We start from the raw sequence: 21,445 nt of genomic DNA, 5'->3' as shown, positions 1-21,445 counted from the left end.
ATTGAAGTGCGGAAAAAAGAAGATTAGTGGGGAAATACAACAATTACCCACGCGATAAGCCCCAATAGGGTCAGTGCGAAATACAACGACCAATTTCTGCGGTCGATTTTACGGTGGCTACCGTGCCAAACCCGTTCCATATCTTGCGCGTCCATAGCAGAAATTTACGGCTTATCACGTTCAGATAACAGCGTGTTGTCCACTTCATCTAAGCCCCCTCCTACTCCATTTGCCATCCCGAGTACTCGGGTGGCCGGTTGTGTCCGCATGAGACCACAGTCCGGGCGGGCGGTTCCGCAAAAGACGGTAGTCTGGTTGCGCGCCAACGGTCCCGCAAAGGGTCCGTCTCCGGCTGCGTCATCAGACAAGTAGTGGAAGAGGACCGTCAAGTGAAGTTCGTGGTGCAGGGCGATCTGGGCCAGGGTGCGTATCACGTCGGCGATGAGGCCATGGCACTGGCCGCAGTGGATGAACTTCTGCCGCGGACCGGGGCATCAGTTGTGCTGTTGTCCCGTGACCCGGCGCAGACCGCAGCACTTTATGGCACCCGCGCCATACCAACCCTTGAATTTCCGTGGCCGCCCGAGGAACGGAGCGCTCACCTGGAGCGCATCCGCCGGGCCGCGACAGGCGACCGCGCCGCGCTCCCGGTCGGCGACCCGGTGTGGGGCGTCATCGAGGAAGTGTCGACGTCCGACGGCGTATTGATCGCGGGCGGCGGCAATATGAACTCCCTCTACGGCTGGCTTCTATACGAACGGGCCGCCGTCGGCATTATCGCCAGGGAACTTGGCAAGCCGCTGGTGGTGAGCGGACAGACGTTCGGCCCCACCCTGCTGCCTCAGGATCGGAAGGTACTGCACGAGCTCCTCGACAGCGCGGCGCTGATCGGGGCCCGCGAACCTGCTTCCTACGCGCTCGGATTTGAATTGGGCCTCGGCTCGGAAAAGCTTGTCCGCGTCCTTGACGACGGCAGCTTCCTGCAGACCCAGGCGGACGGCGGTCTTCAGGACAGTGGCCTTCCCGGCCTTCCCGGCCTTCCGGACCTTCCGGCGGACGGCTACATAGCCGCCACAGTGGGCCCCGATGCCTGGCGCGAGGGAACCCGCACGCTGGCAGGGTTCGCGGCCGTGCTGGACCGTGCGGCACAGCTCACGGGACTTCCGGTGTACCTGCTGCCGCACATGGGAACCCTGGAGTCTGCGGACAACGGGGCAGACCACGAATCCCACCGCACCGTGCTGGCGCACTCGCGCTCGGGACGGCTGGCAATGCTGCCAGTGCTGCCGGTCCGCACGGCAGCAGCCGTGACTGCAGCCGCCGCCCTGGTGATCACGAACCGCTACCACCCGGCCGTCTTCGGCCTGGCGGCCGGCGTGCCGGTTGTCGCCCTGGCCAACGACGCCTACTCCGATATCCGCCTTGCCGGTGCACTCGGGAACTGGGGGCTGGGCGATTGGTCCCTTCCGCAGCCAAGCCTTTCCCCGGGCGGCGTGGACGAAGCGGTGGTTGAGGCCTGGAGCCGGCGCGACGAGATCCGCCGCCACCTGGACGGGCTGCGGCCCGGATTCGAGCGCTCCCAGGCGACATGGTGGGACGCCGTGGCGGCTGTACTGCGTGGCGGCGCGGGCAGCTACGCGGGGCTTGAAGACGCACCGCCCCTTCGCGCGGTGGAACCCTGGTCCCGCCAGGCCTCGGAACAGCGGGAATTGTTCCGCACCCTGAGCCTGGGGATCGGACGGCAGTGGACGGAGTGGGACGATGTACGGTCCCAACGCGATGTGCTCATCCGCGAACGGGATGAAGCAATACGGGAAAAGGACAGAATCCTGCAGTCACGGACTTTCAAAACAGCGAAACTATTGGGCCGCGGCGCGGACATTGCGCGCCGGCTGACCGGAAGGAAGCACTGATGGCCAGCGGCCGAGTGACGGTGGTGGTCCGGACCAAGAACCGGCCCGTCCTGCTGAACCGTGCCCTGGAAAACATCCTGGGCCAGTCGTACCAGGATTTCTCCATCGTGGTGGTCAACGACGGCGGGGACCCGGCGCCGGTTGACGCGCTGGCGGACGGGTACCGTCACCTTCCCGCGGGGAAACTGAACGTCATCCACCACCCGCAGAGCAAAGGCATGGAAGCAGCCAGCAACGCAGGCATTGCGGCCGCAACGTCTGAGTACATCGCCGTGCATGACGACGACGACCGGTGGCATCCGGATTTCCTGCTCAAGACAGTGGGGCTGCTGGACGGGAAAGCCGCCGCGCAGGGTGTCGCCGTCAGGACGAATGTGGTGTACGAGGAAGTCCGTGACGGCGCGATCGTGGAGACGGGCTCCTTCGCGTACTGGCCGGATCTTCAGGCCATCACGCTGACAGACATGCTGCGGATCAACCGGATCGTCCCCATTTCCTTCCTGTACCGCCGGTCCGTCCATGACCACATCGGATTCTACAACGAGGAACTCGACGTCGTGGGGGACTGGGAGTTCTACCTGCGGTTCCTCCAGGCGTATCCGATGGAACTGCTCGACGACGAGCCCCTGGCCTTCTGGTGCCAGCGCCCCGAAGCCAGCGGCGACATGGGGAACAGCGTCATTGCCGCCGCCGCCGAACACGCGAAGTTCGACAGCCTGGTGCGGGATGCTTTCCTGCGCCGCGAGGCCGGGAAGACGGGAGTGGGGTACCTGCTGTACCTGGCCCAGCTGAGCGGGCAGCAGGAGGAAGCCGCGGCCGAGGCGCGGGTTCTGGCCGACCGGGTTGTCTCTACCTTGGAGGACCTCAGCCGGCGGGTTTCAGCCCTGGAAGAGACAGTGGTCCGCCGGACCAGCGTCTTCGAGTTCGTCGGCAGGCCGGCGCGCGTCGCCGCGCGGCTTTGGAAGTCGCGCAGGCAGGTTTAGGCCGTTCCTTCCGGCCGGCAGGGCGCCGGCCGGAAGGAACGAAACAGCCGGTTCGCTAGCCGACGAGGCCGGCGATGCCGATCGCCGCCGTAGCGGCGCCAAGCACCATCGAAACGGACACCAGGACCACGTGCACCGTGAGGAACCTGGTCGCCTTGCCGGTCGCGTCACGGGCCCGCGGATCCTTCATCACCCTTTTGAGGAACTGGGGCCAGACCACCAGTGACCAGACGCCGGCAATAATCAGGACCCAGGCGAGGGCAACGGGAAGCTGCACGGGATTAGTGGCTTTCCAGCCAGGCCTGCGCCTGCTGGGACTGGATGTTCAGGGCCTTGCCCACCATGGGCTCGGCAGCATCGGCAATCTTGCTGCCCAGGAACGGAACAGAAGACGTCACATTGCCTTCGAGCTCGACGCGGGTGCCGCCGCCGTCGGCGACAAGCCGCTGCACGGCGCTGACGTCCAAGGGGGCACCAGCGATCTTCAGGCTGATGCTGCTCTGCCGGGAGCCGTCGGCGGCGGGGGCTTCCCACGTCTCCAACTGGGTTACCTTCAGGCTGTCGCCCACGAACTTGCGGGCAATCTCCGGCAGGCGGGTGGTGGGCAGGGTGCGCACCGAGGTGGTGCTGAAAGCCCCGGCAAGATCGCCGTCGACCTTGAACGATTCAAGGGTTCCGCCCACCAGTTCACTGGTGTGGCGCTGGAAGTCTTCGTTGGCGAACACAGCGGTCACGCGGTCGACGCTGTGGGGCAGGGTGGTGGAAGCACTCAGTGCCATTGTTCCTCCATTGGGTTGGGGGTATGGGGCATCGGTTTTTTGCCTCCCACATCCTATGTGCTGGACGCCGCGGACTCCGATTCGGCTTCTGCCAGCTTTTGCGCAGCGGCCGTGATGTTGTGCGACATGGCGGGAAAAATGACGCTGTGGAACGGCAGGACTGCCAGCCAGTACAGCTTGCCGCTGAGGCCCTTCGGAAAGAAGATAGCGCGCTGCCGGTAGCGGCTGCCCGTCCCGTCCGGCTCCACCGACAGCTCCAGCCACGCACGGCCGGGGGCGCGCATCTCCGCCCGGAGCCGCAGCAGCCGGCCGCGCTCGATCCGTTCAGCCCGCCACCAGTCCACCACTTCGCCCTCGGCGAGCAGGTGCGGGTGCCGGCGGCCCCGGAGCAGGCCTGCCCCTCCGGTGAGCTTGTCCAGCCAGCCGCGGACCCGCCACGCCAGCGGCAGGGAATACCAGCCGTTGCGGCCGCCGATGCCCTCAATGATGGTCCAGACGAACTTGGGATCCACCGGGCTGGAATAGCTTCGCTCGTCCATGTACACGCGGTGTCCGGCCCATTCCGGGTCGCTCGGCAGCGGATCCGCGTCCGCGCCGGCGCTGGCCCACGTCGTTTCCACCTGGGCGTCGCGTTCCTTGCCCAGGGCGAGGGACACGGCACGCCGATACGGTGTCAGTCCGCCCTCGGGCAGCGGAATGTAGTCGTCGATGTCATGTTCCCTCGAGATGGCGTCGTGCTGGAGCGATTCGACGAGCGGCAGGGACATGGACAGGGGAATCGGCGTGGTCAGGGCCACCCACATGCCGGCGAGTTTCGGTGCGGGGATGGGCAGCGCGAGCACCACGCGGTACGGCAGGCCGGCCTCGGCGGCGTACTCCTTCATCATGGCCGCATAGGTGAGGACCTGGCGGCACCCGATGTCGAAGGTGCGGTTGATGTGCTCTTCCAGGGACGCTGCTGCGACAAGGTAGTACAGGACGTCCCTGACGGCGATCGCTTCGATCCGGTTCCGGACCCAACTCGGGGCCGGCATGAGGGGGAGGGTCTCTGAGAGGTGCCGGATCATCTCGAACGACGCCGACCCGGACCCGATCACCACGCCCGCCTGGAACACGACGGCGTCCACCGGACCCGCGAGGAAGACTTTGCCGACGGCTTCCCGGGAACGCATGTGCGTTGACAGCTTCGCACCTTCGGGGTGGAGGCCGCCGAGGTAGACGATTCTTCCCACCCCGGCGTCGGCGGCCGCCGCGGCGGCAGTCTCCGCCATCGCCTTTTCTTTGGCCTCGAAGCCGGCGCCGGCTGCCATTGAATGGACCAGGTAATAGAGCACGTCGACGCCGTCCAGTGCTGCCCGGAGCATGCCGCCGTCGTCGAGGCTGCCCTGGATGACCTCAACCTGATCCAGCCATGGCACGCCGGCAATCTTGGCGGGAGTCCGGACGACCACTTTCACCGTGTGGCCCGCCTCGAGGAGCCGGGGGACCAGGCGTCCGCCGATATAGCCGGTGGCGCCGGTGACAAGCACGGTTTTCGGGATGCCGTTCATGTGGATCTCCTTGGAACGAAAGCGGAGTGCGTCGATGCACAGCCAGCTTAGCAATCGGGTCCGGCTGCATCGCCGGACTTCCGCAGGAGCGTACTCACCGCTCCGCCGTCGCGGTAGGCTGGGAAGACCCGGGATTCTCGCGAATTTCGGGTTTTCGTGTTGCCTGCTTTCCCGTGATCATTTCAGGAGCTTCTGCCATGAGCCTCAACGGCCCGTCACTCACAGGCCTTCGCCGCGCGCTCGCCGGAGACACAACGTTTGCCCGCGTGCAGGCTGAAGCGTCCCGGGGTTTCGGAACCCGCAGCGAGGATTACCAGATCAGCGCGCCGGCAGGCCTCCGCGCGGCGCTGCTGGCGGAAATGTCGGACGGCCTCGCAGCCCTGCACGCCGCCGCCGGCGCTTCGCGTGCGGCCACGCAAGCAGCCGCCGGCACACCGCCCGGCGCGCCCCTAGTCCTGGCCGTCACTGCCACCGGACGTGAGGCGGAGGACCTCACCGCGGCGCTGCGGGCCTTCCTGCCGGCCGATTCCGTGGCCGAGTTCCCCAGCTGGGAGACCCTCCCGCACGAACGGCTGTCCCCGCGCTCGGACACCGTGGGCCGCAGGCTTTCGGTGCTCCGCCGGCTGGCCCACCCGGGCACGGCCTCGGGAGGACCGCTCCGCGTGGTGGTGGCTCCCGTCCGCGCCGTGGTGCAGCCGATCGTGGCCGGCCTGGGCGACCTGGTTCCCGTGACCCTGAAGGTCGGCCAGGAGGCTCCCTTCAGCAGCGTCGTCAAGAGCCTGGCCGACGCCGCCTACGCCCGGGTTGACATGGTGTCCCGCCGCGGCGAATTCGCCGTCCGCGGCGGCATGCTGGACGTCTTCCCGCCCACCGAGGACCATCCCATCCGGGTCGAGTTCTTCGGCGACGAGGTGGACCAGATGCGCTGGTTCGCCGTTGCCGACCAGCGCTCCCTGTCCTCGCCCGGCCTGCACCACCCCACGGAACTGCACGCCCCGCCATGCCGCGAAATCCTCATCACCCCTTCCGTGATGTCCCGGGCAGCGACACTGAAGGCACAGCTGCCCGCCGCTGCGGACATGCTGGAGAAGATCGCCGGCGGCATCGCGGTGGAAGGCATGGAATCGTTGGCTCCCGTCCTGGTGGATGCCATGGTGCCCTTCGTCGAACAGCTGCCCGCCGGGTCCATCTCCGTGGTGATCGAGCCCGAAAAGGTCCGCACCCGCGCCCACGACCTGGCCGCGACCAACGAGGAATTCCTGGAAGCTGCATGGTCAACGGCGTCCGACGGCGGCACCGCACCGCTGGATCTCAGTTCCGCGGCCTCGGCTGCCCTGCATTCGGCAAGCTTCCGCTCCCTGACGGAGACCCGCACCGCGGCCCTGGGCCAGGAGGTCTCGTGGTGGTCCATCACCTCGCTGGCCACCGACGAAGAGCTGACTCCGGACATCAACGTCCTCAACCTGCATGCCCGGGAACCCCGCGGCTACCAGGGCGACGTCGCCGAGATGATGGAGTTCATCGGTTCGCACGTCCGGGACCAGTGGCGACTTGTGGTTGTCACGGAAGGTCCCGGCCCGGCCCAGCGGCTGGCTGAACTGTTCCACGACAACGACATCCCCTGCGCCCGGGTGGACTCGCTGGATGACGAGCCGCAGGCGGGCATCATCGAGGTGACCACCGCCGCCGTCGGACGGGGCTTTGTGCTGGACGGCCTCAAGCTCGGCCTGCTGACGGAAGCGGACCTGCTGGGGCGCACGTCCGCCGGTTCCACCAAGGACATGCGCCGGATGCCGTCCAAGCGGCGGAACGCCGTGGACCCGCTCCAGCTCGTGGCCGGGGACTCCGTGGTGCACGAACAGCACGGCATCGGCCGGTTCGTGGAGCTGATCCAGCGCAAGGTGGCGGGAGGCGGCGACGGCGTGCGCGAATACCTTGTCCTGGAATACGCCCCGTCCAAGCGCGGCGCTCCGGGGGACCGGCTTTTTGTCCCCACCGACCAGCTGGACCAGGTCACCCGCTACGTCGGCGGGGACACCCCGGCGCTGAGCAAGATGGGCGGCGCGGACTGGGCCAGCACCAAGTCCAAGGCCCGCAAGGCCGTCAAGGAGATCGCCGGCGAGCTGATCCGGCTGTACTCGGCCCGGATGGCGTCCCGCGGCTACGCCTTCGGCCCGGACACCCCGTGGCAGCGCGAGCTGGAAGAGGCTTTCCCCTACGTGGAGACGCCGGACCAGCTGACCACCATCAATGAGGTCAAGGCCGACATGGAGCGCGAGATCCCGATGGACCGGCTGATCTCCGGTGACGTGGGCTACGGCAAGACCGAGATCGCCGTCCGGGCCGCGTTCAAGGCCGTCCAGGACGGCAAGCAGGTGGCCGTGCTGGTCCCCACGACGCTGCTGGCCCAGCAGCACTACGAGACGTTCACCGAACGGTTCTCCGGATTCCCGCTGGTCGTCAAGCCGCTGTCCCGTTTCCAGAGCGGCAAGGAGGCCAAGGAAACCGCCGACGGCGTCAAGGCAGGCTCCGTGGACGTTGTGATCGGCACGCACCGGCTGCTGTCCAAGGACTTCGGCTTCAAGGACCTCGGCCTGGTGATCGTGGACGAGGAGCAGCGCTTCGGCGTCGAACACAAGGAAGCGCTGAAGAAGATGCGCACCAACGTGGACGTCCTGGCCATGAGCGCCACGCCGATTCCGCGCACCCTGGAAATGTCCCTGACCGGGATCCGCGAGACCTCCACCCTGGCCACTCCGCCGGAAGAACGCCACCCGGTGCTGACCTATGTGGGCCCGTACACGGACAAGCAGACCTCCGCCGCGGTCCGGCGGGAACTGATGCGCGAGGGCCAGGTGTTCTTCGTCCACAACCGGGTGTCGACGATTGAACGGACCGCTGCCAAGATCCGCGAGCTGGTGCCTGAAGCCCGCGTGGAGGTGGCCCACGGCCAGATGTCCGAAAGCCGGCTCGAGCAGATCATCGTGGACTTCTGGGAGAAGCGCTTCGACGTCCTGGTGTGCACCACCATCATTGAAACCGGACTGGACATCTCCAACGCCAACACCCTGATCGTGGACGGCGCGGACAAGTACGGCCTTTCCCAGCTCCACCAGCTGCGCGGACGGGTGGGCCGCGGCCGCGAACGCGCCTACGCGTATTTCCTGTACCCCTCCGAGAAGCCCTTGGGCGAGGTGGCGCTGGAACGGCTCAAAGCCGTGGCAACCCACAACGAGCTCGGCGCAGGCATGCAGCTGGCCATGAAGGACCTCGAAATCCGCGGCGCCGGCAACCTGCTGGGCGGCGAACAGTCCGGCCACATCCAGGGCGTGGGCTTCGACCTCTACATCCGCCTGGTGGGCGAGGCCGTGGCGGACTTCCGCGGCGAGGCAGAGGAGAAGGCCGCCGAAATGAAGATCGAACTGCCCGTCAACGCCCACTTGCCGCACGACTATGTGCCGGGCGAACGGCTGCGCCTCGAGGCCTACCGCAAGCTCGCGTCGGCGCTCACGAACGAAGCGATCGACGAGGTCCTGGCCGAACTCGTGGACCGCTACGGCGAACCGCCGCTGCCCGCGCAGAACCTGATCGCCGTCGCGCGCTTCCGGGTGGGAGCCCGCGAAGCCGGGCTGTCCGACGTCGCCCTGCAGGGGAACTTCATCAAGTTCTCCCCGGCCCAGCTGCCCGAATCCAAGACGATGCGGCTCAACCGCATGTACCCCGGTGCGCAGTCCAAGCCCGCCCTCGACGCGGTGCTCATTCCCAAACCGAAGACCGCCAAGATCGGCGGCCGGGACCTGCAGGACGCCGAGATCCTGGAGTGGGCCAACGGGGTCATCCGGAATATCTTCGCTGATGCCGCTGTATCTGCGACACCGGCGGTGAAATAAAAGGATGATGGGAGGACATCACGCCGCGTCGGGAGCCGCGGCGTGGGTAGCCATTGCCTCAACAGGGCCGTACACCCTGGGCTGGTACCCGCTGGACGCCACCGGAATCCTGATCGGCGGCATGGCGACAGCTGGAACCGCGCTGGTGTGCGACTGGGACCACCGGCACAGCACGGTCGCCAATTCGCTGCCGCCGCTCTCGAACGTGATTGCCGTCGGGATCGAAAATGCCAGCGGCGGCCACCGACAGGGAACGCACTCCGTACTCGGGGCGGCCTTCTTCGTGCTGCTGGCCACCATTGCCGGGCAGATCCAGCTCCACACGGACTGGGGCCTGCTGTCCGTGGGCGCCGGCCTGCTCTGCATGTTCATGATCAACATCGCCGCCAAGGCCCTCAAACTCTTCCCCAAGTCAGGCTTCATCAGCAACTGGCTCTTCGCCCTGACCATGGCCGGCCTCGTCACCTGGTTCGCGCCGGATCAATGGACCTGGCTGCCGGTCTCCATGCTCACCGGGGTGGTGGTCCACATCGTCGGAGACATGATCACCACCGGGGGAGTCCCACTGCTGTGGCCGATCGTGATCAAGCCGCCAAGGTTCCTGCGGAAGCTGCCGGTGCTCAACGACGTCTGGAAGGCCAACGGGGCTTTTTCGATCCCCCTGCTGGGACGGGCCGGCTCCCGCCGCGAGTGGCTTGTGCTGATTCCGGTGAGCGCCTACGCCATGGTGGGGATGTGCGTGGCCGCCTGGGCGCTGGCCAAGGCGCATTACCCGGCCGCACTTGCCCTCGGAAGCACCCTGGTCAGCAGCCTGTTCGGCGCCGGCTAGCCGCACACTGCAGCCAGCGGCGCGGCCGGCCGCCTAAGCAGCCGGCCGCTTGCAGAGCCGGCCGCTTAAAGAGCTGAAGCCCCCGGAAAATCCGGGGGCTTCAGGCGCTTAAGTTCGAAGGCTTAGTGCTCGCCGGCCGAATCCGAACGGCCCAGGATGGTCTGCGGGATCCAGAACGCTGCCGCGAACAGGCCCAGGCAGACGGCCATCGGCCACGGGTTGCCGAGCGTGAGGAAGGACAGCGAGTAGATGGAGCCGAGGAACAGGACCATCATGACTGCGAAAACGGCGATGCTCCCGGCAAGGCTGTTCTCGTTCTGAGGGGTCTTGGGGCTATCAACGGTCTTGGACATTCATTCCTCCTCGGCCCCGCAGGGCTCAAAACGCCCCGAAGGGCTCAAAAAACTGTGGCGTTTCCGGACCAGGTCAGTACGCGGACGAACCCTGTTCACCCTTGACGATCGCAATGCCGGAACTGGCGCCTATACGTGTTGCACCTGCTGCAATCATAGCCTGCGCGTCAGCCAGCGAACGCACGCCGCCGGAGGCCTTGACGCCGACATCCGGGCCCACCGTGCGGCGCATCAGGGCCACGTCTTCAACGGTGGCGCCGCCGCCGTTGAATCCCGTGGATGTCTTGACGAAGTCCGCTCCGGCCTCCACCGCCGCCTCGCAGGCGAGGACTTTCTGGGAATCGCTGAGCAGGGCTGTCTCGATGATCACCTTCAGGATCGCGTCGCTGCCGTGCACAGCCTCGGCGACGGCCCTTATGTCATCAACCAGCGCGCCTTTGTCATCGGCGCGGGCGGCTGCGATGTTGACGACCATGTCCACCTCGTCGGCCCCGTCGAGCACGGCGCCGCGGGCCTCGAAGGCCTTGACGTCGGTGGGCGTGGCTCCCAGCGGGAAGCCGACCACCGAGCAGGTCAGGACGCCCGAACCCTTGAGCGCGGTGCTGACGGTCTTGACCCACACCGGGTTCACGCAAACGGATTTGAAGTGGTATTCGGCGGCTTCGGAGCAGACCTTGAGGATCTCCGCTTCACTGGCCTCCGGCTTCAGCAGCGTGTGGTCGATGAAGGAGGCTATTTCTGCCGATGCTGTGGCACCGGGTGCGGTGACTCCCGCGGCGGTGGCGTCAGGTGTGCCGGCCGCGGTGGCTTCGTTGCTCATGGTGGTCCTTCCTGGTGGGCCCGCCGGGCCTCGTGGGCAGCAGGCGCCGTTTTCTTCGTGGCTTCTCAGGTGACCATCTTGCCACAACGATGCTAGGCGGCAGCCTGCACAGGCGCCTGCAGCGTTGCCTGCATGAGCTGGGCCGCGCAGGCCCCCGCGGCGGAGCCGGAGGCCACCAGGAGGCCCAGCCGGACGCCGTCGTAGGAGGCGGCGTCGCCGATGGCCCAGATTCCCGGGACGGAGGTCCGGAAGTCCTGGCCGATCACAATGCCGCCGTTTGCAGCCGTCTCCAGGCCGGCACTGGCCGCCAGGCCGTCCCGCGCCACCCGCTCCTCGGCCAGGACCACGAGGTCGCCATTCATGCTGCTGCCGTCGTCGAAGACGATTCCTGCGGCCGGGAGGACAGAGCCGGCGAGCGTCGGAACGACGGCGGCCGGCCGGAGCGTGGTGCGGACCGGCCTCACGCCGCGGGCGCGCAGCACCGCTTCCGCCTGGCCGGCCTCCGGGCCGGTTCCCACCAGGATCCCCAGCGGCCTTCGGCCGAGGACGCGGGTCACTTCCTTCACGGCGTCACCGATGCGGGCGGCGTCGTCGATGGTGGAGTAGCTGAGGCAGCGGCCGGCGCCGTCCACGGGAGACAATGCCGGGGCGGAGCCGGTGGCAATCACCAGCTGGTCGTAGCTGAATTCCATGCCGTCAGAGGTAGTCACCACGCGGTTGGCCGCATCGATGAAGCTGGCCGGCTGGCCGAAGCGGATTGAAACCTGGGGGAGCGCCGCCAGTTCCAGGAGTTCGGACGGGGCGTCGTCGCGGTTGCTGAGTACAGTGATGCTGCCTGCGAAGCGGGATCCGTCCAGCTTGCTCACCAGGGCACGGGCAGCAGGTCCGGCTCCGGCGATGACCACGCGCGGAACAGGCGGCGGCGCCTGGAACGAGGCGGAGGAGGGGGTGGACGGTGCCGAGGCGGACATGTGAAGGCCCTTTCGCTGGTGAGGCCTTCGTTTGGCCCCGGTTGGTGATGAAACCCAGCGTAGGCTTCCGGTTTTTCGAGGGTGTTTCCCGGTTGTTGCCGGAATGTCCCTGCCCGTTCCACACTGTTTACCAGACGGCAACAAACGTGTACTTTCGTTGTGTCCTGCCTCACAGTCAGCCCCCTTCCGGCCCTGCTGCCTGCGGGGACCGCTCAGCCGTACCGGCGGAAAGCCTCACGAAGGCCCCGGGCTGCGATGTTGGCGAGGACGCCCGCCTTGTCGCCGGGGCCATGGACGCCGGCCGGTTCCACGGAGGCGATCAGGGCCGCCGCGTCCGCCAGTCCCATGGTGACCGGAACATCCAGCAGCGAACCCACAGTGAGCCGGGCCTGCCTGGTGTCGTCCCAGGCGTCCGGGCCGGGATCGTCGTGGAAGACCCGGGCAAGGGACAGCCGGTGCCAGGCGCCGCCCGCGCGGACGGAAGCCCGGTAGGTCACCGATTCGCCGCGGACGTCCACGCGCCCGCCGGCCAGGAAGACCCGTGGGCCGAAGGGTGCGTAGTCGAGGAACCCCGTGAGCCGGGCCGCTGCACCTGAATCTTTGAGGGGCAGGGCCACCGTTACCGTGAGGCGCACTTCCGAGCCGGTGGAGCCGCCGCCCGCGCCACCGCCCGCGCCGCCCGCGCCACCGCCCGCGCGGTCGCCCCCGCCGCCTGCGTCCCGGCCGCCAAACCGCTCGGTGAAGCGGATGCCTGCCGGCGGTTCCACCATGGCAGTGCAGGACGCGTCCTTGGGCAGGCCTTCGGCGGTCATGTCCTTGAGGTAGCTGCGGGCATCCCGGTACCCCATGCCGATCAAGGTGTCCGCATCGATCCGGTTCAGGTAGAACTCCGGATCCAGCGGCAGGGGATTCTCCGGCCTGACAACGTGGAGGATGAAATCCCTGCCGGCAGCCTTCGCGGCCTCGAAGTCGGCCAGGAGGGCGCCCATGGCGCTCATCTCGATCATATGGACGTACTGTTCAAGCGGGCCGTCGCCCCAGTACCCGGTGTTGCCGATGCACCAGACCAGCCACACCTCGTCCGCCCCGCGGCGGAGGGCTTCGGCCACGTTGGCGTCGCGGACCCAGACGGCGTCAGTCCAGATCTTCCCGTCACGCCGCAGCGGCGTGAGGAAAATGGGCAAGGACATTCCGGCTGCCATCAGTCCGGCATCGACGTCCCGGGCGTCGATGGCGTGGCATAGCTTTCCGGTAAATTCCACTACGTTGAAGGTGCCTTCGACGGCGCCCGGCAGGGCTGCCCGGCGCCTGATCTCGCCGTCGTCGATCCCGAGGGCCGGAAAAACCTTGCGGAGCAGGCCGTCCGCGTCACCGATGGCGGGCAGCGACCACGGCCCCTTCGCATAGTCGCCCAGCGGCAGTGCCGAGCCGAAGTCCTTGACGTTCACGCCGGACCAGTTCCGACACATATCCTCCGCAGGCACCCCTGACAGCAGCATGCCCGCCGTCAGGATGCCGCCGGACGTCCCGTCCACATGGTCGAAGTGCAGGCCTTCTTCGGCGAGCGCGCGGACCACGCCGGCCTGCCAGGCCACCCGCATTCCGCCGCCGGCCAGCACAAGCGAGCGCTTCACGGCCCCGCCCCCTGACCGCGGCCTTTGCCTGGCCCGCTCTCCCAGTAGACCCGGCGAAGGTAGATCAGGCAGAGGGCCGCCGTCGCAAGGTCGAAGACCGCTACTGCCAGCGCCACCGGCGCGAAAACGCCGTTGATGACCCCGATCGCGACGGCGGCACAGGCCCCCGCCTTCTGCACTCCCGACCACAGCAGCACCTCGGCCGCCGGCCGGGGGCGCAGCAGCGTGTGCAGCAGGAGTCCGCCCACCACCACCATGAACATGCCCACGGTGCCGAACAGCTGGCGCGCCGCCGTCGTCGGCTCCGCCCCCAGCAGCTCAAGGACGGCGCCGCCGAACGGTATCTGGACGGCCCCGGAAAAGACGGTGACGACGGCGATCGCGGCCAGGACGGCGCGCAGCGGGTCTGCCGTGATCCAGGCGCCGACGCCGGGAACAGCCGGCCCCGAAGGGCGGGCAATCCCGCTCATGACCTGTCCCCGCTCATAAAACCGGGCCCGCTCATGCGAACGCCTCCCACAGCCGGCCCCGGTCCACCAGCAGCCAGATGATGGCCAGCCACGTGAGCGTCGAGACGTAGAAACGGATGTCGTTGAGAAGCATCCACCGGCGGAGCAGGGAACGCAGTTCGGCGTCGTCGGCGAAGTCCCCGCCCCGGATCCTGATGTTGACGGGAATGATCATGGCCTGGCCCACCACCGTGAGGACGATGATCCCCAGCAGGCAGAGCGCCGCGGGGACGATCCGGACCGTGCCCCACTCCGTCCAGACGAGGATGATGCCGGCGATGAACATCGGCGGCACCACCACAGTGAAGAACTTGGTGGCCTGGCGGGTGGGGATGCCGAAGTGCATGTCCACGTTGCCGCGGTCCAGGGACTCCCATGTGGGGTAGAGGAAGAACTTCAGGACCCACATGGTGCCCACGTACATGGTGGCGCCGAACAGGAAATACAGCGCGTTCAGCAGCAGCAGCCAGTTCACGGCGCGTCTCCGGTGCCGGCACCGTCAGACGTGCCCTGGGACGTGGCGGGGGACGTTCGTCCCCGGTCCGGTCCGGGCAGCCATTCCTGGCCCTGGCCCAGGCCGACGACGGATTCGAGCGGGTCGCCGCCGGGGATCCGGGCGGCCTCCTCGGCAGATGGTGCGGTCAGGAACCACGCCTCATAGTGGTCGTCCAGTACTCCGCGTGCTTCGGGAAGGTAGGCGGTGAATACCGGTTTGTCCGCCGGCTGGAGGGTTTTGAGGGCGGCAACGCCCGGAGCGTCGCCCAGCACCAGCCGGGCCCTGGCGTCGCCTCCCAGGGCGATGTCCCCGGTGGCCTCGAAGTAGATGTCGGACTTCATCAGCATCCCGCGGAAAGCACAGTAGTTGGAGGCGGCCAGCTTCAGCGGGATGCCCATCGGCCGCGGGCGTTCAATTTCGATGAAGCAGCCCAGCCTGCCGCTGTCGTCGTACTGCGCGGAAACGGTTGAATCGGTGACCACGAAGTCCAGGCTGGCCCGGTGCTTGGGCATGCCCCAGATGCCTTTGCCGCCCTTGACCGAAATCTCGGTGCTGACCGGAAGGTCCACCACGTACTGGCCTAGCCCGAACGTCTTCTGGAATACGAGCGGCAGGAGCGGGGGCGCCGGCCGGGAACCGTGAGTGACGGCGATTGCCAACGAGTATTCAATGTATTGGCCGATGTCTGTCGACTTGTAATTGACCACGGTGACCACGAGCAACCCCTTCCCGCCGAGGCTCAACGGCCGGAGCTCCGTGCCGGGAAGGACGGCTGCGGCGGCGCGCTTGTTGATGGGGAACGCCGCCATCAGGACCGGGGAATCGTCGGAATTGACCGGCATGGAGTATTTGATGCCGTCCACCGTGGCATGATGTCCGCGCAGGCGCTCCTGGCGGTGCGGCACCGGGGAGGGCACCAGCCGTAGCAGGGATGCAGCCAGTCCGATGAGTCTGTTCATCTGTTCAGCTCCTTGAGGATGACGGGATAGGTGTCCGCCCAGGCGCGGGCTCCAAAGAAGACATCCAGGTGCCCGTAGCCGGACAGCAGGTGCAGCGAGTCCTTGCCGGGGCGATGACCGTCGAAGAAGGCGAACGTCCGCTCCTGGCTTTCGGGCAGGAAGCACCGGTTGTTGCGACCGGCCAGGAACGAGAACCTGGCATCCGTCTGCGGCGCCTCAGCCAGGAAGTTCGCGGGGAGCTCCGGGTGGTTTCCGGCGGCCACCATGCGCCTGGCCAGCACGCTGCGTCCCATCTCGGACAGAAAAGTGAACGGCACTTCCGCGAACTCACCGCTGATCCAGTTGTGGGTGGCCTCATCCAGGTTCTCGTGCGACCACAGTGCGGGCCGGCCGCTGCCGTACGTGAAGCTGACCAGCCGGCACACCAGGTTGTCGCATTCGTGGTGGGTGGCCTTGACCATGGACCGGAGGATGCGGGAGAGGTACCCGTTGGACTTATAGCCCCATGACGGGGACAGGTAGGGAGTGAACGGTTTCAGCAGCTCGGCCAGGTAGGTGATTTTCACGATCGACCACAGCGGGATCACCGGATGAAGGGACACAGCGTTGGAGACCACCGTGTCCACCCGGGGGAGGAGCCCGGCTACGGCTGCCATGGTGAAGGACACCGAGCCCTGGCAGTGGATGACCGCCTTCAGCGTTTCGGCCCCGGTCGCGCCCAGGACATAGTCGACGGCGGCGGGGTGGTCGTACACCGCCGCGTCACCCAGCGTCCACGAGAGGGGTTCAAAGTCGATGGAGGCCCGCCAGTTCAGCAGCCAGACGTCCCAGCCGTCTTCCAGCAGGGCGTCCACCAGCGTCCGCGGCAGCGGCGGGCGGAAGAGCTCGGCCCTGACGCCGGCCCCGTGGACCAGCAGCACGGGTCCCTTCTCCGGTGCTCCGGCGTCACGAGGCACGGCGGAGGTGATGTGCACCAGGGTCAGCGGGGTTCCGTCACCGGCGGGAAAGGGGATGACTTCCGTGACGTGGTCCGCCCGGGTGATGGTGCGAGGGTTGGTCATAGCGGGAATCCCTCCTTTGCGATGGTGATCGGCGGTTCGAAAAGCCGCAGCGGCGGCAGCCCGCCGGCAGGGACCGGGCGGAGGCCGCCGTCGTCGGTCCTTTCCAGGTCCCAGTCCCGGCAGACCCGGTCCACTGCCACCGGATAGACCGTCAGGTTGCCATCCGGGGCGATGCGGATCCGCAGGAAGCCCTTGTGGTCTTCAATGGCCTGGCCGGACATTGCCCACGAGGCAACCTCCCCGCTTCCCGTGCCCAGGATGAAGAAGGCAAACGCTTCGCTGCCGACCGCATAGCCGGTTGTAAACGTGAAAGTGAGCACCAGCCCAAGGGTCAGGAACGGCGGCAACCCGGCCGGCCAGGGAAGGAGGAGGACGACGGCGATCCCCGCCCCGAGCGCCGACAGTTGCCAGAGCGCGCCGCGGGAAACGGTGAACCCGGCGCCGTTCTCCCCCGGATCCCGGTTGAGTCCGAGCGCGGTGCCGAGGGTGGCCAGCAGCAGAAGCAGCAGCAAAGGTACGGCGAGGATGGTCAGCGCAAGGAGCACGGTGTTGCCGGTTTTCAGGGTGGTGAGGCTGTCCGGGAAGGAGAGTCCGCGGAACGCGCTGAAGACGGTCCAGAGCGTCAGGGCGGCCAGCATGTGGGCGACGCCGAGCGCGGAGCCGAACCCGGGGTTGCGCACCGGAAGCCAGAAGGGCGAGAACGGATTGGCCAGGCGTCCGCGGAACTGCCGGGACTCCGCCCGTCCCGGGAACGTCCCCGGAGCCAGGACGAAACGGCGGCCCTGGGCCGGCTGGTGGTCCGGCGTCACGTGGTCCGGCGGTGCGGGGGCCGGCCGGTGTGCGGGAAGTGTGAGCTCCGGCGGCAGCCAGCGGGCGTCCGCTAGAAAGGCGCCGCCCAGGCCGCAGGTCATAAGCTGGGTCCGGCGCGGGTCGGCCCCGGTTCGGCCGGCGGCGGGCAGGGCCGCATCCCCTGGCAGTTCCTCGTAGCGCGAATAGTGGTGCAGGTCCCCGGTGAGCCACAACCGCACGGAAGCGCCGGTTTCCTCGAACATCCCGGCGCGGCGGTTGAATCGGCGCCGAAGGTAGTCCTGCTCGAAGAAATGCACCTGCCGGAAGGCGCTGGCGTTTTCCGTTTCCCGCACCCAGTAGGGGGCCGCCACGCAGAGGATGACGGCGTCGCCCGGCAGCAGCCTGGTGGTCACCGTGTTGTAGAAGTAATCCAGCTGTGGTTCGTCGATGTATTGACCCAGCTGGCTGTCCAGCCCCACAAGCCACCAGCCGGGAGAATCGTCCCCGCCAGTCAGGCGGAGGGCAAAGTAGCTTCGCGTCTGGATGGTCCGCCAGCCGCCGATGTTCCGTTGCCGGGTGAACAGACGGATGAAGGAGGTCAGGCCGTCGTACCAGTCATGGTTTCCGGGGAGGGCCAGCAGCACGCCGGCGCGGCCGGGGGAGCGGCCGCCGGGAAGCGCCGTCCGGTAGGGACCCACCATGCGGTCCTCGTACGCGGCGGGCGATGCCACCGGATACACTTCGTCGCCGCCCAGCACCAGCACCTTTCCGCGGCGAAGCTCCTGCCCGTCCACCTCCAGCGACGCTTCCGCCAGCAATGACGCCACCGTGTAGGTGGAGTCGAAGCCGTCGCCCAGGTCAGCCGTGAAATCCAGCCACAGCTCTTCGGCCCCGGAAGACCGTTCAGACCCGACGGCGTCGGCCGCCGCCGTGCCAGCCGCCGCACCGGCTTTATCAATCCCGGGCAGGCCAAGGTCGCGGACCACCGGCTGCGCGGGCTGGCCCGCGACAGGCAGCCGTTCCAGGTCCAGCTCGTAGCTGGGAAAGCCGCCCTCCAGTTCGCGTTTGTCGCCGAAATCGGCGAAGACGGACGCGAGGACAACCCGCACGGCGGTCCTGCCCAGCTGGGCCGGGGCCAGCCAGCGCACAGCGTCCCGCGGAGTGAAGCCAAGTCCGTTGCTGTGCTGCGCCAGCTCAGCCCGCTTCACGCCGCGCCGCCCTTCATCGCCGGCCGGTGACTTTGCCGGTGGCCCGGCCGGTGACCTTGCCGGAGTACACCTGCCAGAGCTCACCCAGGAACACCTTCCCGAATGCGGCAAGGGCGCTCGCCGGGGACGGGCCCTCCGCCCGGAACGTGGTTAATTGCCGGGCGAAGTCCCACGGCCGGATGTAAAGCACGCCGGCCCCCGCCACGGCGGCAGTGGCAGTGGCCGATTCCGGCGGCGGCAGGTGTCCGCGGAGGACGGTGACGTACAGCGTGGTGGTGTCAGCCCAGACGTCGAAGCCTGCGTCGTTGCGGACGTCCTTGTGGCCCAGGAAGGTGAGCGGGGTGCCGCCGGGATCCCGCAGCCAGAGCCGGTAGAGCATCTTTCGTCCGGCCGTGTCGGGACCGCCGTCCTTGACGAGGAGATTGAACCAGCCGCGTTCCACCGGAAGGCGGCCGCCGAACTGGTCGGCCAGGACGTAGCCTTCCGCGGTGGCCGGATGGAGCGGATCACGGACAAACGCGTCAATATCCGGTGCGGTGATGGTGAGCTCGAACATCATCCGGAGGCTCCGGTCACGGCCCAGGCCGCGGCCCTTCTCGGGGTCTGACACGCCGGCGCTGAACCACCCGTGCATCTGTTCGGTAAAGCTGACCGACGCAGGCCCTGTTTCGGCCTGCTCCGTTCCCTCTTCGATTTCGGCCTCCTGCAAGGCCTCGCTTTCGGAAAGCACGCCGTCATCTGCGGGTCCGGCGCCGGTGAGCCCCAGGGAACGGCTGCCGGTGCGCGGGACCCACGTTCTTTCCTTCCGGGGTGCCTTCGCACCTTTGGTAGCGTCCGGCACCAGGGCGCGCGGCGGCCCGCCGTCGTACGTTCCGCCGTCGTAGGTTCCGCTACCCAGCGGTCCGTTGGAAGAGCCAGCCGGGACGCCGGCCCCGGCCAGGCCGCCCCGCTGCCTGGCGCCGTCGGTTCCCTCCAGGATCCGGTGGCAGGCCCGTTCGGCAAAGGCGGCTATGGTCAGGGCGGGATTGGCGCCCACCGGCCCGGGCATCGCGGCGCCGTCCACCACATGCAGCCCGGGGTACCCAAACACCTCACCGTACGCGTCGCACACGCCTTCGTTGCTGTTCCGGCCGGCCGGGGCACCGCCGAGCGGATGCACGGTGATGACGCGTTTGCTCCACCACAGCGGATTCTGCTTGAAGCTGCCGCCCAGTTCCTTGGCGATCGCCTGCATGGTGGCCTGCATCCGGCCGAAGTACGCGGCTGAGGTGGCCAAGGTCCAGTTGATGGCCAGCCGGCCGCCCTGCAGGGTCATGACGCCGTCCGGGATGTCCCGCCCCATGCCGAGCAGGGGAACTGACGATGCCGAGAGCCTGCCGTCTCCCAGTGCGGCGGCAAGATCGGCGGAAATGTTGGATCGCTGGGCCTGGAAGAGCCGGTCCTTGAGGAGCTGCACCATCACTTTGCCGGCGCGCCTGGCCACCTGGCGGAACTGTCCCGTCTCCAGCAGCCAGTTCATGAACGAGGGGTACCCGGCGTCTTCGATGTAGTAGCCGCGGCCGTCGCCGCCGTCGGTGGAATCGGGTGTGCGGATGGCCGTGGTGATCACCGGTCCGATGCTGCCCGAAAGGGTGCGGGTGGCGCCGTCGGGGTCCTTAGCGTCCAGGACGAAGCCCAGCAGGTCGCCGTTTCCGCTGAACCGTGTGCCGAGTGCCGGGCTGAGGGCGGGCAGCGACGCGCGGTTGCGCAGCAGCAGGAACGTGGTGCCGAAAGTGCCGGCGGCGAGGATGAGGCGGCGGCAGCGGATCACCTGTTCGTGCAGGAGCCCGGGCCGGGCGTCGGCGGGATCGTGGACGACGTAGCGGACCTCATAGCCGCCCGCCGGGAGCGGGCGGATGCCGCGGACGTCGTGGTGGGTCCGGATGTCAGCCCCGGCAGCCTTGGCCGCGGACAGGTAGTTGTGGTCCAGGGTGTTCTTGGCGCCGGCGTTGCAGCCGATGTCGCATTCCCCGGACAGGGTGCAGGTGGTGCGCACGGCCCCCTCGCCGTGGACGCTCCCGTACGGTGCCGGCGCCAGCACCTGGTTCCTGGCCGGAGTGGAGCCCGGGGACTGGGAGAACGTGACGGCGATGGGCGGCCGCGTGATGCTGAGTCCGAGCGCGCGGGCAGCCTTTTCCATGGCCAGGGTCTTCGGCGTGTCCTGATAGGGGTAGGGCACAGGGCTGAGCATGGCTTCGGCGGCCTCGTAGTAGGGGTCGAGGTCCTGCCTGCTGAACGGCCAGCTTTCGTAGCCTCCGCCGGGCACAGGGGATTCCTGGACGAACCACTTTTCGTCCTTGCGCAGCAGCACGTTCGCATAGATGAGTGAGCCGCCGCCCAGTCCGCTGGAGACGATTCCTTCCAGGCCGCGGAAAGTCCAAGCGTCAAATAGTCCGTAGAGGCCCTTGTCCGGATCCCAGAAATTCCGGCCCATCTCGGACGGCGTCCGGGCGAAACTCCCGGGCGGGTAGGCCCTGCCCCGTTCCATCAGGACCACAGACTGTCCGCCGGCCGCCAAGCGGTAGGCCGCTACCGATCCGCCAAAGCCGGACCCCACCACCACGGCGTCCACAGACTCCGCGGGTTCATCGTCCCCTTGCACCACCGGTTCCACGCAATTCCCCTCGGAAGAGCTGCCCCGCCAAACGCCCCGGCCGCCACG

Annotated in this window: 17 protein-coding genes; 4 read left to right on the top strand and 13 right to left on the bottom strand. The window is 67.7% G+C overall.

What is annotated here, in order from left to right:
• Positions 1 to 389 precede the first annotated feature (389 nt).
• Together ASF98_RS16480 and ASF98_RS16475 are read left to right on the top strand one after the other, a co-directional pair.
• Complete coding sequence (locus ASF98_RS16480; RefSeq protein WP_055803906.1) at positions 390 to 1,913, top strand: polysaccharide pyruvyl transferase family protein; 1,524 nt, start codon at positions 390 to 392, stop codon at positions 1,911 to 1,913.
• Complete coding sequence (locus tag ASF98_RS16475) at positions 1,913 to 2,896, top strand: glycosyltransferase family 2 protein (protein ID WP_055803903.1); 984 nt, start codon at positions 1,913 to 1,915, stop codon at positions 2,894 to 2,896. Before ASF98_RS16480 ends, ASF98_RS16475 begins: the two co-directional genes overlap by 1 nt.
• A gap of 55 nt (positions 2,897 to 2,951) precedes the next feature.
• On the opposite strand, the gene ASF98_RS16470 is transcribed toward ASF98_RS16475, so the two are convergent.
• Genes ASF98_RS16470 through ASF98_RS16460 form a run of 3 tightly spaced genes read right to left on the bottom strand, consistent with a single transcriptional unit; the run spans position 2,952 to position 5,225 of the window.
• On the bottom strand, positions 2,952 to 3,173 hold the full coding sequence (locus ASF98_RS16470; RefSeq protein WP_055803900.1) for an SCO4848 family membrane protein: 222 nt from the start codon (positions 3,171 to 3,173) through the stop codon (positions 2,952 to 2,954).
• A 4-nt stretch (positions 3,174 to 3,177) separates the two neighbouring features.
• Positions 3,178 to 3,675: a DUF2505 domain-containing protein gene (locus tag ASF98_RS16465; protein WP_055803897.1), complete on the bottom strand. Its 498-nt coding sequence runs from the start codon at positions 3,673 to 3,675 to the stop codon at positions 3,178 to 3,180.
• Positions 3,676 to 3,728: 53 nt separating this feature from the next.
• Positions 3,729 to 5,225: an SDR family oxidoreductase gene (locus ASF98_RS16460; RefSeq protein ID WP_156372439.1), complete on the bottom strand. Its 1,497-nt coding sequence runs from the start codon at positions 5,223 to 5,225 to the stop codon at positions 3,729 to 3,731.
• Between the two features lie 197 nt (positions 5,226 to 5,422).
• Here ASF98_RS16460 and mfd point away from each other — a divergent pair, with 197 nt between their 5' ends.
• Positions 5,423 to 9,115, top strand: coding sequence for a transcription-repair coupling factor (mfd, locus tag ASF98_RS16455; RefSeq protein ID WP_055803895.1), 3,693 nt, complete (start codon positions 5,423 to 5,425; stop codon positions 9,113 to 9,115).
• A gap of 4 nt (positions 9,116 to 9,119) precedes the next feature.
• On the top strand, positions 9,120 to 9,944 hold the full coding sequence (locus ASF98_RS16450; RefSeq protein ID WP_200939390.1) for a metal-dependent hydrolase: 825 nt from the start codon (positions 9,120 to 9,122) through the stop codon (positions 9,942 to 9,944).
• Positions 9,945 to 10,066: 122 nt separating this feature from the next.
• On the opposite strand, the gene ASF98_RS16445 is transcribed toward ASF98_RS16450, so the two are convergent.
• From ASF98_RS16445 to ASF98_RS16400, 10 genes are all read right to left on the bottom strand, one after another.
• Entirely contained in the window at positions 10,067 to 10,297 is a 231-nt protein-coding gene (locus ASF98_RS16445) for a hypothetical protein (RefSeq protein WP_028272493.1), read from the bottom strand.
• A 73-nt stretch (positions 10,298 to 10,370) separates the two neighbouring features.
• The gene (deoC, locus tag ASF98_RS16440) at positions 10,371 to 11,117 is read right to left on the bottom strand and encodes a deoxyribose-phosphate aldolase (protein WP_200939389.1); all 747 of its coding nucleotides are present in this window, start codon (positions 11,115 to 11,117) and stop codon (positions 10,371 to 10,373) included.
• Between the two features lie 92 nt (positions 11,118 to 11,209).
• A complete protein-coding gene (locus tag ASF98_RS16435) occupies positions 11,210 to 12,088 on the bottom strand; it encodes an FAD-dependent oxidoreductase (protein WP_055803888.1) in 879 nt (292 codons plus the stop codon).
• 212 nt (positions 12,089 to 12,300) lie between these two features.
• Positions 12,301 to 13,722: a patatin-like phospholipase family protein gene (locus ASF98_RS16430; protein ID WP_235506048.1), complete on the bottom strand. Its 1,422-nt coding sequence runs from the start codon at positions 13,720 to 13,722 to the stop codon at positions 12,301 to 12,303.
• Complete coding sequence (locus ASF98_RS24865) at positions 13,719 to 14,192, bottom strand: hypothetical protein (protein ID WP_235506047.1); 474 nt, start codon at positions 14,190 to 14,192, stop codon at positions 13,719 to 13,721. The genes ASF98_RS16430 and ASF98_RS24865 overlap by 4 nt, the downstream gene beginning before the upstream one ends.
• Positions 14,193 to 14,223: 31 nt before the next feature.
• Positions 14,224 to 14,706, bottom strand: coding sequence for a DUF1772 domain-containing protein (locus ASF98_RS16420; protein ID WP_055803879.1), 483 nt, complete (start codon positions 14,704 to 14,706; stop codon positions 14,224 to 14,226).
• Positions 14,703 to 15,686, bottom strand: coding sequence for an acetoacetate decarboxylase family protein (locus ASF98_RS16415; protein ID WP_055803876.1), 984 nt, complete (start codon positions 15,684 to 15,686; stop codon positions 14,703 to 14,705). Before ASF98_RS16415 ends, ASF98_RS16420 begins: the two co-directional genes overlap by 4 nt.
• Positions 15,683 to 16,747 (bottom strand): alpha/beta fold hydrolase, encoded by a 1,065-nt coding sequence (locus ASF98_RS16410; RefSeq protein WP_055803873.1) that lies wholly within the window; start codon positions 16,745 to 16,747, stop codon positions 15,683 to 15,685. Before ASF98_RS16410 ends, ASF98_RS16415 begins: the two co-directional genes overlap by 4 nt.
• Positions 16,744 to 18,744, bottom strand: coding sequence for a hypothetical protein (locus ASF98_RS16405; protein ID WP_055803870.1), 2,001 nt, complete (start codon positions 18,742 to 18,744; stop codon positions 16,744 to 16,746). The genes ASF98_RS16410 and ASF98_RS16405 overlap by 4 nt, the downstream gene beginning before the upstream one ends.
• 13 nt (positions 18,745 to 18,757) lie before the next feature.
• Positions 18,758 to 21,397 (bottom strand): GMC oxidoreductase, encoded by a 2,640-nt coding sequence (locus tag ASF98_RS16400; protein WP_055803868.1) that lies wholly within the window; start codon positions 21,395 to 21,397, stop codon positions 18,758 to 18,760.
• Between the last annotated feature and the right edge of the window lie 48 nt (positions 21,398 to 21,445).

This window comes from Arthrobacter sp. Leaf337 (genome assembly GCF_001423745.1).
GTDB lineage: Bacteria > Actinomycetota > Actinomycetes > Actinomycetales > Micrococcaceae > Arthrobacter.
This window is presented reverse-complemented; position numbering and strand designations above follow the sequence as displayed.

Bases quoted from the DNA above. Each gene is read 5' to 3' on its own strand.
- ASF98_RS16475 (WP_055803903.1), top strand. From the start codon at position 1,913: ATGGCCAGCGGCCGAGTGACGGTGGTGGTCCGGACCAAGAACCGGCCC.
- ASF98_RS16465 (WP_055803897.1), bottom strand. From the start codon at position 3,675: ATGGCACTGAGTGCTTCCACCACCCTGCCCCACAGCGTCGACCGCGTG.
- ASF98_RS16460 (WP_156372439.1), bottom strand. From the start codon at position 5,225: ATGAACGGCATCCCGAAAACCGTGCTTGTCACCGGCGCCACCGGCTAT.
- mfd (WP_055803895.1), top strand. From the start codon at position 5,423: ATGAGCCTCAACGGCCCGTCACTCACAGGCCTTCGCCGCGCGCTCGCC.
- ASF98_RS16450 (WP_200939390.1), top strand. From the start codon at position 9,120: ATGATGGGAGGACATCACGCCGCGTCGGGAGCCGCGGCGTGGGTAGCC.
- ASF98_RS16445 (WP_028272493.1), bottom strand. From the start codon at position 10,297: ATGTCCAAGACCGTTGATAGCCCCAAGACCCCTCAGAACGAGAACAGC.
- deoC (WP_200939389.1), bottom strand. From the start codon at position 11,117: ATGAGCAACGAAGCCACCGCGGCCGGCACACCTGACGCCACCGCCGCG.
- ASF98_RS16435 (WP_055803888.1), bottom strand. From the start codon at position 12,088: ATGTCCGCCTCGGCACCGTCCACCCCCTCCTCCGCCTCGTTCCAGGCG.
- ASF98_RS24865 (WP_235506047.1), bottom strand. From the start codon at position 14,192: ATGAGCGGGATTGCCCGCCCTTCGGGGCCGGCTGTTCCCGGCGTCGGC.
- ASF98_RS16415 (WP_055803876.1), bottom strand. From the start codon at position 15,686: ATGAACAGACTCATCGGACTGGCTGCATCCCTGCTACGGCTGGTGCCC.
- ASF98_RS16410 (WP_055803873.1), bottom strand. From the start codon at position 16,747: ATGACCAACCCTCGCACCATCACCCGGGCGGACCACGTCACGGAAGTC.